The sequence below is a fragment of the Variovorax cryoconiti genome (assembly GCF_051216395.1).
Lineage (GTDB): Bacteria > Pseudomonadota > Gammaproteobacteria > Burkholderiales > Burkholderiaceae_C > Variovorax.
This window is the reverse complement of record NZ_JBPJZI010000002.1, coordinates 858,576-873,596: the sequence shown is the minus strand read 5'-3', so window position 1 is coordinate 873,596 and position 15,021 is coordinate 858,576. Positions and strand designations below refer to the sequence as shown.

14 protein-coding genes are annotated in these 15,021 nt (G+C 67.8%); 3 read left to right on the top strand and 11 right to left on the bottom strand.

Features of this window, described 5'->3' with window-relative positions; genetic code table 11:
* Position 1: 1 nt before the first annotated feature.
* The 4 genes from ACSFA2_RS08900 to ACSFA2_RS08885 form a co-directional block, all read right to left on the bottom strand.
* Positions 2-913: an ABC transporter permease gene (locus ACSFA2_RS08900; protein ID WP_435455009.1), complete on the bottom strand. Its 912-nt coding sequence runs from the start codon at positions 911-913 to the stop codon at positions 2-4.
* Positions 914-966: 53 nt separating this feature from the next.
* A complete protein-coding gene (locus tag ACSFA2_RS08895; protein ID WP_435454942.1) occupies positions 967-1,944 on the bottom strand; it encodes an ABC transporter permease in 978 nt (325 codons plus the stop codon).
* A gap of 4 nt (positions 1,945-1,948) precedes the next feature.
* Positions 1,949-3,559: an ABC transporter substrate-binding protein gene (locus ACSFA2_RS08890; RefSeq protein WP_435454941.1), complete on the bottom strand. Its 1,611-nt coding sequence runs from the start codon at positions 3,557-3,559 to the stop codon at positions 1,949-1,951.
* 169 nt (positions 3,560-3,728) lie between these two features.
* A complete protein-coding gene (locus tag ACSFA2_RS08885) occupies positions 3,729-4,664 on the bottom strand; it encodes a M14 family metallopeptidase (protein ID WP_435454940.1) in 936 nt (311 codons plus the stop codon).
* 162 nt (positions 4,665-4,826) lie between these two features.
* Here ACSFA2_RS08885 and ACSFA2_RS08880 point away from each other — a divergent pair, with 162 nt between their 5' ends.
* Positions 4,827-5,045, top strand: a complete 219-nt coding sequence (locus tag ACSFA2_RS08880; RefSeq protein WP_435454939.1) for a hypothetical protein — start codon at positions 4,827-4,829, stop codon at positions 5,043-5,045.
* A 6-nt stretch (positions 5,046-5,051) separates the two neighbouring features.
* Here ACSFA2_RS08880 and ylqF read toward each other — a convergent pair whose 3' ends face one another.
* The 3 genes from ylqF to ACSFA2_RS08865 all read right to left on the bottom strand — a co-directional run bounded on the left by ylqF (position 5,052) and on the right by ACSFA2_RS08865 (position 8,036).
* Positions 5,052-6,005 (bottom strand): ribosome biogenesis GTPase YlqF, encoded by a 954-nt coding sequence (gene ylqF / locus ACSFA2_RS08875; protein WP_435454938.1) that lies wholly within the window; start codon positions 6,003-6,005, stop codon positions 5,052-5,054.
* Between the two features lie 115 nt (positions 6,006-6,120).
* Complete coding sequence (locus ACSFA2_RS08870) at positions 6,121-7,092, bottom strand: OmpA family protein (protein WP_435454937.1); 972 nt, start codon at positions 7,090-7,092, stop codon at positions 6,121-6,123.
* 134 nt (positions 7,093-7,226) lie between these two features.
* Complete coding sequence (locus ACSFA2_RS08865; RefSeq protein WP_435454936.1) at positions 7,227-8,036, bottom strand: oxygen-binding di-iron domain-containing protein; 810 nt, start codon at positions 8,034-8,036, stop codon at positions 7,227-7,229.
* Positions 8,037-8,223: 187 nt separating this feature from the next.
* On the opposite strand from ACSFA2_RS08865, the gene ACSFA2_RS08860 reads away from it, so the two are divergent.
* The gene (locus ACSFA2_RS08860; RefSeq protein WP_435454935.1) at positions 8,224-8,655 is read left to right on the top strand and encodes a CBS domain-containing protein; all 432 of its coding nucleotides are present in this window, start codon (positions 8,224-8,226) and stop codon (positions 8,653-8,655) included.
* Here ACSFA2_RS08860 and ACSFA2_RS08855 read toward each other — a convergent pair whose 3' ends face one another.
* Positions 8,656-9,519 carry a D-amino acid aminotransferase gene (locus ACSFA2_RS08855; protein ID WP_435454934.1) on the bottom strand — a complete coding sequence of 288 codons (864 nt, stop codon included), beginning with the start codon at positions 9,517-9,519 and terminating at the stop codon, positions 8,656-8,658.
* A 163-nt stretch (positions 9,520-9,682) separates the two neighbouring features.
* Here ACSFA2_RS08855 and ACSFA2_RS08850 point away from each other — a divergent pair, with 163 nt between their 5' ends.
* On the top strand, positions 9,683-11,869 hold the full coding sequence (locus ACSFA2_RS08850) for a hypothetical protein (protein WP_435454933.1): 2,187 nt from the start codon (positions 9,683-9,685) through the stop codon (positions 11,867-11,869).
* Here the strand turns inward: ACSFA2_RS08850 and ACSFA2_RS08845 are convergent.
* The 3 genes from ACSFA2_RS08845 to gshA form a co-directional block, all read right to left on the bottom strand.
* The gene (locus tag ACSFA2_RS08845) at positions 11,866-12,783 is read right to left on the bottom strand and encodes an SDR family NAD(P)-dependent oxidoreductase (RefSeq protein WP_435454932.1); all 918 of its coding nucleotides are present in this window, start codon (positions 12,781-12,783) and stop codon (positions 11,866-11,868) included. The genes ACSFA2_RS08850 and ACSFA2_RS08845 overlap by 4 nt on opposite strands.
* Positions 12,784-12,875: 92 nt before the next feature.
* Positions 12,876-13,262 (bottom strand): response regulator, encoded by a 387-nt coding sequence (locus tag ACSFA2_RS08840; RefSeq protein WP_435454931.1) that lies wholly within the window; start codon positions 13,260-13,262, stop codon positions 12,876-12,878.
* 150 nt (positions 13,263-13,412) lie between these two features.
* Positions 13,413-14,969: a glutamate--cysteine ligase gene (gshA, locus tag ACSFA2_RS08835; RefSeq protein ID WP_435454930.1), complete on the bottom strand. Its 1,557-nt coding sequence runs from the start codon at positions 14,967-14,969 to the stop codon at positions 13,413-13,415.
* Positions 14,970-15,021: the final 52 nt, after the last annotated feature.

The following is a 15,021-nucleotide window of genomic DNA, read 5'->3' as shown; positions in this document are numbered from 1 at the left end:
CTCAGTGCGCGTTGTGCGGGTTCAGGATGTCGCGCAGATGGTCGCCCACCAGGTTGATACCCACGATCGACAGCGCCAGTGCGATGCCCGGGAAGAACGAGATCCAGTAGTTGCCCGACAGCAAGAACTCGAAGCCGTTGGCGATCAGCATGCCCAAAGACGGCTCGGTCACCGGCACGCCGACACCGAGGAAGGACAGCGTCGACTCCAGCGCGATGGCGTGCGCCAGGTCGATGGTCGCGATCACGATCAGTGGCGGCAGGCAGTTGGGCAGCATGTGGCGCAACAGCACGCGCGGCCAGCCGAGCGACATGCACTGCGCGGCTTCGACGTATTCCTTGGCGCGCTCCACCAGCGCCGCGCCGCGCGCGGCCCGCGCGAAGTAGGCCCACTGCACGATGATGAGCGCGATGATCACCTTGTCGACGCCCTTGCCCAGGATCGCCAGCAGGATCAGCGCGACGAGGATGGCCGGGAACGACAGCTGGATGTCGACGATGCGCATCAGCAGCGCGTCGATCCAGCCGCCGAAGTAGGCGGCGGCCAGGCCGACCACGCTGCCGATGGCCAACGCCGCAGCCACCGAAATGCCGCCCACCATCAGGCTGGTGCGCAGACCGTAGAAGATGGCCGAGAGCAGGTCGCGCGCCTGGCCGTCGGTGCCCAGCCAGTAGGTCATGGTGTCGGCCGCATCCCGGCTGCCCGGCGGCAGCTTCGAATCGAAGATGTCGAGCTTGCCGATGTCGTACGGGTTCTGCGGAGAGATCCACGGCGCGAACACCGCGACGAACACCGCCAGCGCCAGCAGCACCAGCCCGAACACCGCCAGCTTGTTCGCCATGAACTCGCGGCGGAAGCGCTGCCACGGCGTCTCGGGCGGCGGCAGCGCGGCCACCGGGCCTTCGGCAATGATCTCGGGCAAGGCCTCGGGGGGCGAAATGCCCGCGACTTGAAGGGTCGTGTCGTTCATGCCTTGGCTCCCTGCAGCCGCACGCGCGGGTCGAGCACCGAATAGAGGATGTCCACCGCGAGGTTCAGCATCACGAGGAAGAACACGATGAGGATAAGGTAGGCCACCACCACCGGGCGGTCGAGCGTGATGATGGAATCGAGCAGCAGCTTGCCCATGCCGGGCCACGCGAAGATGGTTTCGGTGACCACCGCGAAGGCGACCACCTGGCCGAACTCCAGCCCGCCCACCGTGATGATCGGGATCATGATGTTCTTGAGCAGATGCACGCGCAGGATGCGGCTCCAGCCCAGGCCCTTGGCGCGCGCGAACTTGATGTAGTCCATCGGCAGTGCCTCGCGCGTGGCGGCACGGGTCACGCGGATGATGAGCGCGGCCTTGGCCAGTGCGATGGTCACGGCCGGCAGCACCAGGCGCGACCAGCCGTCGAGCGTGAGCACGCTCAGGTCGAGCGGCCCGATGTGTCGCGTCGCACCGCGCCCGCTGGCCGGCAGCCAGCCGAGGTACACCGCAAACACCATGATCAGCATCAGCCCGACCCAGAAGTTGGGCAGCGAGAAACCCAGCACCGAGCCGGTCATGATGCCGCGCGTGCTGATCGCGTTCGGCCGCAGCCCGGCCCAGATGCCCAGCGGCACGCCGATGAGCATCGACAGGCCCATCGACACCACGGCCAGCTCCAGTGTGGCGGGCATGCGCTCCAGGATGAGCCCCATGGCCGACTGGCCGGTGAGGAAGCTCTTGCCGAAGTCCAGCTGCAGCGCATGCGACATGAAGATGCCGTACTGCTGCCACAGCGGCTTGTCGAGCCCGAAGTTGGCGCGAAGCTCGTCGCGCTCGAGGTCGGTGGCTTCGGCGCTCGCCATCATCGACACCGGATCGCCGACGACGTAGAGGCCGACGAAGACCAGACCCGACATGACGGCCATGACGAGCACCGCCTGCAGCAGGCGGCGGATGATGAAGGCCAGCACCGGCTTACTTCTTGGCGGGCACGGCGTACTGGATCATCGTCTGCTGGTCGGCGCGACCCTTGAAGCTCACGTCCTTCTTCATGGCCCACACCGAGTGCTCGAAGTGGATCGGCAGCATCGCGAAATCGGCCATCGCGACCTCGCTGGCCTTGGCCAGCGTGGCAGCGCGCTTGGCGTCGTCCATCTGCGTGGCGGACTCTTCGACCAGCTTGTCCATGGCGGGGTTGGAATAGCGGCTGCGGTTGGTCGTGCCCACGCCCTTTTCCTTGTTGGGCGTGACCAGCAGCGAGTTCAGCGTGTTCGACATCTCGCCGGTCGCCGTGCCCCAGCCGGCCAGATAGGCGCTGTAGACGTAGCTGTCGCGGTTCTTGAAAAACACGGCCGTCGCGTTGGCGTCGATCGAGGTCTTGACGCCGATGCGCGTCCACATCGCGGCCAGCGTCTGTGCGACCTTGCTGTCGTTGATGTAGCGGCCGTTGGGCGTGCCCAGCACCAGCGTGAAGCCGTTCGGGTAGCCGGCTTCCTTGAGCAGCGCCTTCGCCTTCTCGGGGTTCGGCTTGGCCGCGGTCACCAGGTTCTTGCTCGCACCGAACATCGGGTAGGGCAGCAGCTGCGCGGCCGGCGTCGCGACGCCACCCATGGTGCGCGAGACGAGCGCCTGCCGATCGATGGCCAGCGACAGCGCTTCACGCACGCGCTTGTCGAGCAGCGGGTTCTTGCCGTTGGTGTCGGTGATGCCGGGCGTGGTCTCGCCGTTCTGGTCGAGCGCGACATAGATGATGCGGTTCGACGCCTTGGTCTCGACCGTGAGCTTGGGCTCCTTCTTCAGGCGCTCAAGGTCGTCGGTCGGCGGGTCTTCCACCAGGTCGACGTCGCCCGCGAGCAGCGCGGCGGTGCGGGCGGCCGGGTTGCTGATCGGGCGGTAGATGACCTTGTCCCATGCCGGCGCCTTGCCCCAGTAGTTCGGGTTGCGCTCGAAGATGATTTCCGAGCCGCGCTTCCACGAGACGAACTTGTAAGGCCCGGTGCCGACCAGCCCCGTGCCGGCGTTGAGTTCGGTGGTGGTCCTGCCTTCGGGCGCCGAGCCCGCGGCCGCCTTGGCCGACATGATCGGCAGGCCCACCATGTTGATGGGCAGCAGCGGATACGGTTCCGTCGTGGTGATGCGCACCGTCAGCGCATCGGGTGCCTCGACCTTCTCGATCTTCTGCAGATAGATCTTGAAGGACGACGGGCTGTTGGGCACCTTGGGCACGCGGTCGAAGGTGAACAGCACGTCGGCCGAGGTCATCGGCGAGCCGTCGGAGAACTTGACGTTGGGCCGCAGCTTGAAGGTCCAGACATTGCCTTCGGCCTTCCAGGATTCGGCCAGGCAGGGTTCGGGCTTGAGGTCGGCGTCGACGCAGACCATCGGGTCGAACAGCGTCTGCGACAGCTGGATGTTGGGCGTGAGCGCGTGGTACTGCGGGTCCATCGACGTGGGCTCGGTCTTCAGGGCGACGACCAGGTCGCGGGCGAAAGCGGCGCCGGACAACGCAGCACCGGCAGCGATGGCGGCAACCAGCAGGCGGCGGATAGGAGGCCGAAAGGAAACGGTGGAAGCAGTGCCTCGCATGGGTGTATCTCTCCAGGGCTGGGTCATAAAAAAAGCGCCTCGGCGCGTTGCGCAGGAGCATGCAAGAAGCGCACCACATTGCATGGCACGCTTGGTCAGGATAGGCCCGTGCGCTGAAGCCGCGACCCCGTGATAACCCGCTCGACAGCGCGCACCGGCGCGCTGTCGTTCAGAGCGGCCGTGTGAGGTACACCGCCTCGCGCCCGACGATCGTCCGCTGCGCCGGCATGAAGATCGTGCAGTCGTCGCAGGGCGAGCGGATTTCCTCGTCGCCGTTGGTGGCGATGAGCTCGCCCTTGGCGAAGGTCTCGAAGCCGATCAGCGGGCGCACGAAGTGGAAGTTGGCGTCCTTGATCATGTGCGTCTGCAGCAGCTCGAAGCGCCGCTGCGGGCCGGGCGCCGGGGCGGTCGGGTCCTGGTCGATCAGGCCGAAGTGCGCGAGGAAACGCAGCGTCACCGCGGTCGCCAGGTCGGCGGCCGACCGCTTGAAATGCTGGCCGCATTCGACCACCATGGCTGCGCCCTTCCCGTCCGTCTCCCCGTGGTGGCCGTACTGGATCAGCGGCGTGCCGGAACCCAGGCCATTGGGCATGACCAGGTGCACCGCGGGCAGGCCCACGGCCAGTGCCACCTCGGCGTTCCGCTCGTAGGCGGGGTAGACCCAGAAAGGCACCACATCCTGGCTGGTGGAATGGATGTCGAGGATGTAGTCGGCCGCATCGATCACCGGGCGCAGCACGCGCGCGCGGCGCAGTTCGGGGCTGTCTTCGGTGCCGTCGAGCATCTCGGCCGACCAGATGCGGTTGAGGTTGTGCACGATCTGCCGATTGTCGAAGGGCTTGTCCGCGTTGAAGGCGTTGTAGGCCTCGATGTGCGAGAAGCTCACGGTCAGCGTCCCGATCTTCGGGCGCACGCCGGTGTCCAGCAGGTGCGTGGCGGCGACCATGCCGCAGATCTCGTTGCCGTGCGTCAGGGCGTTGATCAGCACGTGCGGGCCCGGCTTGCCCGACTCGAAGCGGTGGACATACTCGATGCCGGTGTTGCCCTCGCGGTAGGCGGCGATGTCGCGCGGCAGGACTTCGAGAACGGGAGGGGCTTGCGTCATGGGGTGGGAGGAAGGTGGAAGTTTTTTTCGGACGAACGCCGGAGCGCCATCGAAGTTTGCTACAAGTACAGGCGTCGCATGCCGAGGCGGCCATTTCTCCGACAGGCGCGGTCGGTCGGATCGCTTCCAATCAACGTTTCATCCATGAAGGAGGATCCAAGAATGAGCCAGTTCGCCACCATCCAGGGCCACGTCAGCTATTCGCCGGGAGACGGCGTGCCGCTGGTCATCCCGGTCGGCACTCTCGTCGAAGTGGTGCTTGCGCCAGACAGCGCGACGCTCAGCTGGGAGGCCGAGAAAGGCGTGGTCGGCCTCACGGCCATTCCGCGCATCCAGTACGACGAGTACGTCGAGGCCGGAAAGATCGTCCTGAAGTCCTGACGTGATCTACGTGCCCGCGTCCGCCGCGGGTGCACGCTTGCCCTTGCCACCCCGCGCCTCCTTCTTGGCGCGTCGTTCGGCATCGAGCTGCTCGCCCTCCGCCAGCCAGGCCGCGAATTCCTCCGGCGTCTCGAGCGTGATGCGACCGAGGCTGCCGTCGCGGAAGGCATGCATCACGATCTCCGCTGCCTTCTGCAGATTGACGCGGCCCTTGCCCAGCAGCGCACCACGCTTTCGGCCGATGGCGTCGAGCAGTTCTTCGTCCTGCAAGGCCGCGACCGTGGCCGCATCGAGGTCGAGCTTGAAACGCGCCGCAAGCCCCGCGGCGTAGTGCCGCTTGACATAGTCGAGCAGTTCCAGCGCGACCTCCTCGTCGTCGAAGGCATTGCGCCCCACCGCGCCGCTCGCCGCCAGGTTGTAGCCGCTCTTGGCCACGATGATGCGCGGCCACAGCATGCCGGGCGTGTCCCACAGGTAGAAGTCGTCGGCCAGCGTGATGCGCTGTTCGAGCTTGGTGATGCCGGCCTCGTCGCCGGTCTTGGCCTTGCGCCCGCCCGCCAGCGTGTTGATCAGTGTCGACTTGCCCACGTTCGGGATCCCACAGATCAGCACGCGCATCGGCTTGGCCATGCCGCCGCGGTTGGGCGCCAGCGCATGGCAGGCCTCGACCAGTTGCCGGGCCGGCGTCGTCTGGCTGGCGTCCAGGCCGATGGCGCGCGTGTCGGGCAGCGCGTTGTAGTGCGCCAGCCATTGCACGGTGCGTTGGGGGTCGGCCAGGTCCTGCTTGTTGAGCACCTTCAGGCCGGGCTTGTGGCCGGTGAGCTCGGCCAGCATCGGGTTGGCGCTGGAAGCGGGCAGCCGGGCGTCGAGCAGCTCGATCACCACGTCGATGTCCTTGATGCGCTCGCCGATGGCCTTCTTGGTCAGGTGCATGTGACCGGGGAACCACTGGATCGCCATCGGTGTATCTCTTTCTATCGTTCGTCCGGAAGGGACTGCATTGTGCGTGACGCTGCGGTGGCCCCCCAAATGAAGAAAAGGGGCCGAAGCCCCTGTCCTGTATGGCGGGGTCGCCCTACTTGCGGATCGTCACCTCGACGCGCCGCGATTCGGCGTTGGTGTCGCCCGTGCCCGTGATGTCGGCCGGCTTCTCGAGCACGATGCTCGCCGCGGCCACGCCGGCGGCCTCGAGGGCGCCCGACACGGCCTGCGCGCGCTGCTGCGACATGGCGGCGTTGGTCGCCGCACTGCCGGTCGGATCGCTGTAGCCCGACACCACCGCCTTGGCATCGGCGTGGGTGCGCAGGTAGTCGACCAGTGCCTTGGCGCGCTCGGCGAACTCCGGCGAGATCTCGGCCTTGCCGCTGTCGAAGTACACCTTGAGCGACGGCTGCCCATCGATCAACGATGCGAGCGCACCCGCGCCGGCAGGAATGGCCTCGACCGTCGTCGGCTGCGCGGCACCGGAGACGGCCGGCACCACCACCGGCGCAGGCCGGGCAACATCCGTTGCGGGTTGTTGGCATCGCGTGATGTAGAACAGGAGGGCCAGCAGCAGCAGGAGCCATGGCAGCCACTTCAGAAGCCCGCCGCGACGCGCAGGCGGCGTGCGGGGCGCCGCGTGGGCGCCGAGGCCGGACTCACCGGCTTGCATCGACTCGATCTCTGTCGGCGTGAGCGAGCGCCAGCGGCCGCCGACGGCCAGGCGCCGCATGATCACCGGCGCGGCGAGCGCGACGGCACTGGCAACGGTCGCCGAATCGAGGCCGAGCCGCGCCGCGATGCGCGCCAGGAGTCCGTCGGGCCCGCCCAGCACCGTGTCCACCTGCGTCGCGCTGAGGGCCGGCGCCGAAGTCGCCCCGGTGGGCGACGTCAGCCAGCCCTGCACGACATCGCCGAAACCGCCCTGCATGAAGCGCTTGGAAAAACCCTCCAGGCCGTCGGTTTCGGGGTCGGTCATAACGCCGAGCAGCATCTGCACGAGTTCGCCGGCCTTGGGGCCGAGCGCAAAGCGTTCGCCGATATCCCGAATGAGTTCATCAAACATGTTGTTTCTCCCTGAGTGAAGCCGCGGCCGAAGCACCGCTGGCGGCGCGGACCATAGCCCAGGCCGACGCGCAGCGCCCCCAGGGCTTCGCGCAAAGAACCGCAAAGGCGGGAATTGCGCACGCCGGCCGGCGCTCAGGACATGTCGGTGCGGTGGATGCGCGGGTCGATCCGCGTCGTCGGCACCTGGTAGGCCCGGTCGTCGAACAGGTCGATGCCGCACATCAGCGACTCCACCCAATCGAAGAAGTCCGTGATGGCCGCCCGGCCCTCGATGGGCGCCCCGTGCTGCGGCACCAGCATCGCGATGTCGAGCGTGCGTGCCATGCGCGCCCACAGGCGCAGGATCTTGTTCGACACCATGTAGCGGCGATGAAAGGCTTCCATGCGCGGAATGTGCGGCGCCAGTTCACGCACGGGGGTCTGGGCCTCGCGGCCGCTGGTCATCGACACGCCAAGGTCGCCGGTGAAGAGGATGCGGCTGACCGGATCGTAGAAATGGAAGTTGCCCTCGGCGTGCAGGAAGTGCGCCGGCAGCAGCCACAGTTCGCTGTTGCCCAGGGGCAGGCGCCCACCGAGGTCGGGCACGCCGATGATCCGTTCTTCGGTCTTGCCGACCTTGGTGAAGTGCGGCACGAAGCGTTCCCACACGCGCGAGATCACCAGCTGTGCACGGGTCGATGTCAGCCAGCGGTCGAGCGAGGCGATGATGTCCGGATCGGCATGCGAGGCGACGATGTACGACAGCTTGTGCGGGCTGAAGTGGCGCGTCATGCCGAGGTACAGCTCGTTGAAGGCGAGGTTGCCGCCCGGATCGATGACCGCACCGGTGCCGTGGTCGACGATGAGGAACTGGTTCGCCTGCACCGCCTGGCCATCCGCGCCGACCAGGTCGGTGAACATCAGGCAGGCATGCTGCGGGTCGCGGTAGAGCTCGATCGGCACGGGCAGGTCTGGAAGGTCGGAAGAAAGAGGCCCGACTGTAGAGAGCCCGACGGCGTCAACGGTTGATGGGGATCAAGGGCACAGAAGCCATTCGCCCATTTGTCTACCTGGCCACCGACTCCGGGCCGCCCCTATGATGAGTCCGACGCACCCGCGCACCGATCCCCCCACTGTCCGGAGAAACCTCATGAAACCCGTTTCCGCCCTGCTCGCCCAACGACGAAATGCCGGCCTGTGGCACACCAGCCCCGACGCCACCGTCTTCGACGCACTGCATGTGCTGGCCAAGCACGAAGTCGGCGCCCTGGTGGTGATGGAAGGCGATCGGCTGGTGGGCGTTTTCTCCGAACGCGACTACACGCGCAAGGTGGCCCTGCTTGGCAAGAACTCGAAGGCGATGCAGGTGGCGGAGATCATGACGGCCCATGTCATCACCGTGACGCCCGACACCCCCACGCACGACTGCATGACGCTCATGAGCCAGAAGCGCATCCGCCACTTGCCGGTGGTCGACAACGGCCAGGTGGTCGGCATGCTGTCGATCCGCGACCTGATGGACGACATCATCGCGGACCACGAAAAGACCATCGAGCAACTGACGAGCTACATCCAGAGCTGATCAGATTGACTGCGTTTCCTTCGCGCGCTGGTAGGCGGCATGCAGCCGTGCGAAGACAGCGCCGGGTGCGCCGCTGCCGACCGGCTGGCCATCGAGCAGCGTCACCGGCATGATTTCCTTGCTGGCCGAACTGAGCAGCAGCTCGTCGGCGGCGCGGACCTCGGCCTCGGCGATGGGGCGCAGGTCGTGGGGAATGCCTTCGGCCTCGCACAATTCCCGGATCAGGTCGTAGCGGATGCCTTCGAGCACATGCTCGCTCTTGGGCGCACCGAGCAGTGCGCCGCCCTGCACCACCCACACGTTCGACGACGACGCCTCGGTCAGCAGACCGTCGCGGAACAGGATCGTCTCGACCGCTCCGACATCCGCCGAGATCTGGCGTGCCAGCACATTGCCCAGCAGCGAGGTGCTCTTGATGTCGGCGCGCTCCCAGCGGAAGTCGCGCGAGGTGACGCAGGCCACGCCCTTGGCCAGCAGCGCGGCCGATGGCGGCTTCATGGCGTTGGTCATCATGAAAACCGTGGGCACGACGTCCTGGGGCATCACGTGGTCGCGCGGCGCCACGCCGCGGCTCACCTGGATGTAGAGCATCTGGTCGTCGGCGGGATGTTCGGCGACGAGACGGCGTGCCCGCTCGAGCCAGCCGGCCTCGTCCAGCGGATTGGCGATGCGCACGCTGGCCAGGCTGCGGCCGAGGCGCGCCAGGTGCTGCGAGAAACGGAAGAACTTGCGCCCGTACACGGGCACCACCTCGTAGATGCCGTCGCCGAAGATGAAGCCGCGGTCGAGCACGGAAATCTTGGCATCGGCCAGCGGCGTGTAATCGCCGTTGAGGTAGCAAAGGGAATCGGGAAGAGCGTGCATGCGGAAACCGAAAGGGAGATGAAGGCCCCGATTCTCCCCGCAGTGCCCTCGCGATGCCGGCTCGGCCGTCGCGCACCTGCTTTTGGCCCAACCGCCTACGCACGCGCCCTGCGAGATGCGAAAGACTCGACGCCCGATTCCCTCCGAAGAAAGTTCTAGCTCGATGTCTGTCGCCGCCCATGCATGGCAGTTCTTTCGCGCCGGTGGCGTGGACCAGGTGCTCATCCGAAACGGCGCGGACCTCGCCCACCTCGGCGAACTCGACCAGAAACTGTGGGTGGCGCTGGCCTGCCCCACCCGCGGCACCGAACTCGACCCGCGCACGCTCGACCTGATCGACACCGACCGCGACGGCCGCATCCGTCCCCCGGAACTCATCGCCGCCTGCGCCTGGGCATGCCGGCACCTCACCGACCCCGACCTGTTGCTGCAGGGCGGCGACAGCCTGCCACTGTCGGCGATCACCTCGGGCGACGGCAGCGAGACCCCGCTGATCGACGAGGCGCGCCGCATCCTGCAACTGCGCGGCAAGGAAGGCGCCGACACGCTGACCCTGGCCGACGTGACCGACCGCAGCGACCTGCTGGCCGCAATGCGCTTCAACGGCGACGGCGTGATCCCGCCGGAAAGCGCGGACGACGAGGCGGTGCGAAGCCTGATCCAGCAGATCATGAAGGCGCATGGCAGCACCAGGGACCGTGCCGGCCTGGAAGGCATTCACCGCCCGCAGGCCGAGGCCTTCTTCGCCGAAGCCCGTGCGCTGCACGACTGGCAGGCCGGCGCCGGCAGCGATGCGGCGTCCGACGCCGCGACGCTGGCGGCGGCCCAGGCCGTGGGCGCCGTGCGGGAGAAGGTCGACGACTTCTTCGCGCGCTGCCGTGTGGCTGCGTACGACCCGCGGTCGATCGCGGCGCTCAATCCCTCGAAAGAAACCTATGAAGCGCTGGCCGCGCAAGGCAGCCTCGCGCTCGGCGCCGAGAGCATCGCGCAACTGCCGCTGGCGCCGATCGCGCCGGGCCGCACGCTGCCGTTGCGCCAGGGCGTGAATCCGGCATGGGCCGACGCGCTGGCAGCGCTGCGCCGCGACGCGGTGGTGCCGATGCTGAACCGCGCCGAGGGCACCACCGACGCGCTCACCGAAGACGACTGGCGCGACCTGCAGGCGCGCGTGGCGTCCTGCCGGCGCTGGCTCGCGGCCAAGCCGGCGACGAAGCTCGGCGCACTGTCGGCCGCACAGGTGCAGGACGCGCTCGCGCTGCAGGGCGCGGTGATGGCGCTGATCGACGAGGACGAGCGGGTCGAGCCGCACAACGCGCGCATCGCCGACCTCGAGAAGCTGCTGCGCTTCAAGCGCGACCTGCTCACGCTGGTGAACAACTTCGTGGCCTTCAAGGATTTCTACCGGCGCGAGGGCGCGATCTTCCAGGCCGGCCGGCTCTACCTCGACGGTCGCAGCTGCGACCTCAGCGTGGCGGTGGCCGACGCGGCCCGGCACGCACCGCTGGCCGGCCTGGCCAAGGCCTACCTCGCCTACTGCCTGTGCACGCGCCAGGGCAAGACGATGACGGTGGTATCGGCCTTCACGGCTGGCGACACCGACTTCCTCTTCGTCGGCCGCAACGGTGTCTTCTACGACCGCCAGGGCCAGGACTGGGACGCGACCATCACCAAGGTGATCGAGAACCCGACCAGCGTGGCCCAGGCCTTTCTCTCGCCCTACAAGAAGTTCCTGCGGCTCATCGAGGAACAGGTGGCCAAGCGGGCCGCCGCCAGCGACACCCTGGCGCAAGGGTCGCTCGGCACTCTCGCCAGCACCCTCACGACCGCGGACAAGGCTGCCGCCCCGGGCGTGAAGCCGGCACCGGCCGTGAAGCTGCCGGGCCGGGTCGACGTCGGCACCGTCGCGGCCATCGGCGTGGCGCTCGGCAGCATCAGCGCGGTGCTGGTGGCGGTGTTCAGCAAGTTCGTCGACCTGGGCGTGTGGATCCCGATCGCGATCCTCGGCATCGTCATGGCCATCTCCGGGCCGAGCATGCTGATCGCCTGGCTGAAGCTGCGCCAGCGCAGCCTGGGGCCGATCCTCGACGCCAGTGGCTGGGCCATCAACGGCCGCATGCGGGTGAACGTGCGGCTGGGCGGTTCGCTGTCGCAGACCGCGCGACTGCCGACGCATGCGCACCGCGCGCTGCGCGACCCCTTTGCGGAGACGCACGGCACGGCGACGCTGATCGCCGGGCTGGTCTTTGTGGCAGCACTCGCCGTGTTGGCCTGGCGCATGGGCTGGGTCGATGCACAGTTGCCGCCCGCCCTGCAGCGCACGCCTCCGGCCGTCACGGCGCCGCCGGCCTAGCGTTCTGCGGCCTGGGTCGCCTTGGCGATCTCGACGGTGCCCTGGGCGGCGCCGCTCTGCGGCACCTGGTCGCCCTGGCGGTCGATCACCTCGGCCAGGCGCGCGGCCAGCTGTTCCGGTGCATCGTCACCGATGCCCACGAACACGCCCTGTGTCAACGTGATGTGTGCCGCCTCGAACCCACCGGCACCGGCGCAGAGGATGGTGCGATTCGGCGCGTCCTGCGAGGCCAGCACCAGCATGGCTGGCACCACCGCTTCGGGCCTGAGCGCATCGAGCACGGCCTGCGGCATCAGGTCTTCGGTCATGCGGGTGGCGGCGGTGGGCGCCAGGCAGTTGACGCGGATGTCGTGCTTGGCGCCTTCGAGGCTCAGCGTCTGCATCAGGCCGACCAACGCCATCTTGGCCGCACCGTAGTTGCTTTGGCCGAAGTTGCCGTACAGGCCCGACGACGAGGTGGTCATCACGATGCGGCCGTATTTCTGCTCGGTCATGATGGGCCAGACGGCCTTCGTGCAATGCACCGCGCCCATCAGGTGGACGTCCATCACGAGCCGGAAATCGGCCAGGTCCATCTTGGCGAAGCTCTTATCACGCAGGATGCCGGCGTTGTTGACCAAGACGTCCACGCGGCCCCAGGTGTCGATCGCCTGCTGCACCATGGCTTGAACTGCCGCGAAGTCGGTGACCGAGGCGCCATTGGCGATCGCCTCGCCACCCGCCGCACGGATCTCGGCGACGACAACCTCGGCCGGACTCAGCGACCCGCCCGAGCCATCGCGTGCGCCGCCCAGGTCGTTCACCACCACCCGCGCGCCCCGTGCCGCGAGGGCCAGCGCGTGCTGCCGGCCGAGCCCGCCACCCGCGCCCGTGACGATGGCGACCCGGCCCTTGAAGTCGATCGATGCGTTCATCTCGTTGAAATTCGTGGTTGCAAGGGCCGCCGTTGTACCGCAATGGCCGTGCAACGCCGGGCACGCGCGAGACAGCGCCGACCCGAGCGCAACTAACGGTGCGCGTGTTCGAAGTATTCGAGCAGCTGGTCGATCTCGGCAGACTTGTCGAAAAAGGCGTCGGCGCCCAGCGCCCTGGAGCGCTCGCGCATGTCGGCCGTGGCGTAATTGCTCAGCACGACGACCTTCTGGTGCGACGCGCGGTTGCGGCAGGCGTCGACCACGCCGAAGCCATTGCCCTCTTGAAGGAACAGGTCAACGATGGCCATGTCCCAGTCGTCGCGGTGGCCGTCGAGCCACTGCACGGCCTCCTGCTCGCCGCTTGCGTGCGCCACGACCAAGGTGTCGGCCACGTCCTCGAGGAACCCGACAAGGTTCTCACGGATCACGGGGTTGTCTTCGACCAGGTAGGTCTTGTAAGGCTTGGAGGAACGAATCACGGCGAAGGATGTGGCTGGTTCTTGTTGAAAGCCATCATCTGCGCCGCCCGCCGCCCGGCAGTGAGCCATGCCGGCCAATCCGGGTAGGTGAGCACCTACTGGGTGCGTGCGCCGGGGCGCGCCCGCCGCGATGCGCGCACCCCGATCAACTCAGACTGCGACCGCGCTGCGCGCCCGCGTGCCCAGGCCCAGGCGGGCCGGCGACACGTACTGCTGGCGGTAGATCTCGAAGGGCATGGTGTCGGCCGCCTCGATGGCCTTCTGCGCCTCGATCGACTCGGCGCTGGCCTGGACGAAGCGGGCTTGCGTTTCCGGCGCGAAGGGCTGCGTCAACAACGCCTGCCGCGCCGCCTCGGAACGCGCCCGTGCGAAATCGGTGAAGGAATGGCCGTGGTCGGCCGCCATCGCCGCCAGTACGCGGGCCGACGGCAGGCTGTGCGCGTCGCGCAGGCCGGTCACCGCCGCATCGAGCGACTGCATGTAAGCGCTGCCGCCATGCGCCGCATCGAGCGCCTGGGCGATCGGCCGGCATTGCGCCACCAGGTCGGCGCCCCATTCGGTCAGCGCGATCTCCTGGCCACCGCGCAGCAGTTGCAGGCCGGGCTCGCGTCCGCGAGCCGCCGTCAGGTGCTGGTTGTGGGCCAGCTCGGCGATCTCCTGCGGCGTGTCGTTCGGGCTGTCGCTGAGCAGGCAGTGCAGCAGGAAGACGTCGAGGAAGCGGATGGTCTGCGCCGTGATGCCGATCGGCACGAAGGGGTCGAGGTCCATCAGGCGCACCTCGACGTATTCCACGCCGCGCTCGCGCAGCGCATGCAGCGGGCGCTCGCCGGGGTAGATCACGCGCTTGGGGCGGATCGTGCCGTAGAACTCGTTCTCGATCTGCAGCAGCGTGGTACCCAGCTGGTTGTAGTCGCCACCGGGGTTCTGGATGCCGATGCTCTCGTACGCCGGCCAGGGCCGGGTGAGCGCGTCCTGCAGCGACGCGCCATAGCCTTCGAGGCTGTTGTAGCTCACCTGCAGCGACGACTGCGCCTCGCTCTGGTAGCCCAGGCGACCCATGCGCAGCGAGGTGCCGAAGGGCATGTGCATGCTGCCGTCGCCGATCGGGCGCAGCTCGTGCGGCCGGCCGGCCACGAAGCTCGAGCACAGCGCCGGCGACGCGCCGAACAGGTACAGCAGCAGGAAGGCGTGCCGGCGGAAGTTGCGGATCAGCGCGAAGTACTGTTCGCTCGACACCTCGGGCAGCGACCAGTTGTAGTGAATGCCCGAGATGGTCTGCATGCGCCGGCCGTAGCGGTGACCGAGGCCCATGCGGTAGACGCTCTTGGCGCGGCCCACGTTGGAGCCGCCGTAGCGGCCGATCGGGATCGTCTCGTCGGTCGGCAGGCCGCAGGGCATGCTCGACACCCACATGCGCTCGTCGCCCAGTTCGTTGAGCACGCGGTAGGTGAACTGGTGCACCTGGGTCAGTTCGTCGAGTGCCGCTTCGACGCCGCTGTGTACGCCGGTGATCAGCTCCAGCTGCGATTCGCTGAAGTCGGTGGTGATGTGGGGATGCGTGAGCGCCGAGCCCAGCGCCGCCGGGTGCGGCGTCAGCGCGAGCTGCCCGTCGGGCTGCGCGCGCAGGCTTTCCTTCTCGATGCCCCGCCGCACGCCCCTCAAGCGTGCGGGCGAGAGCGCGGCGAGCCGCTCCTGCAATGTGCTCATGTTCTTATCGCTTGTCCGTCTTTGGTGGGGCTGGAAGGTAGCACTTTCGGCA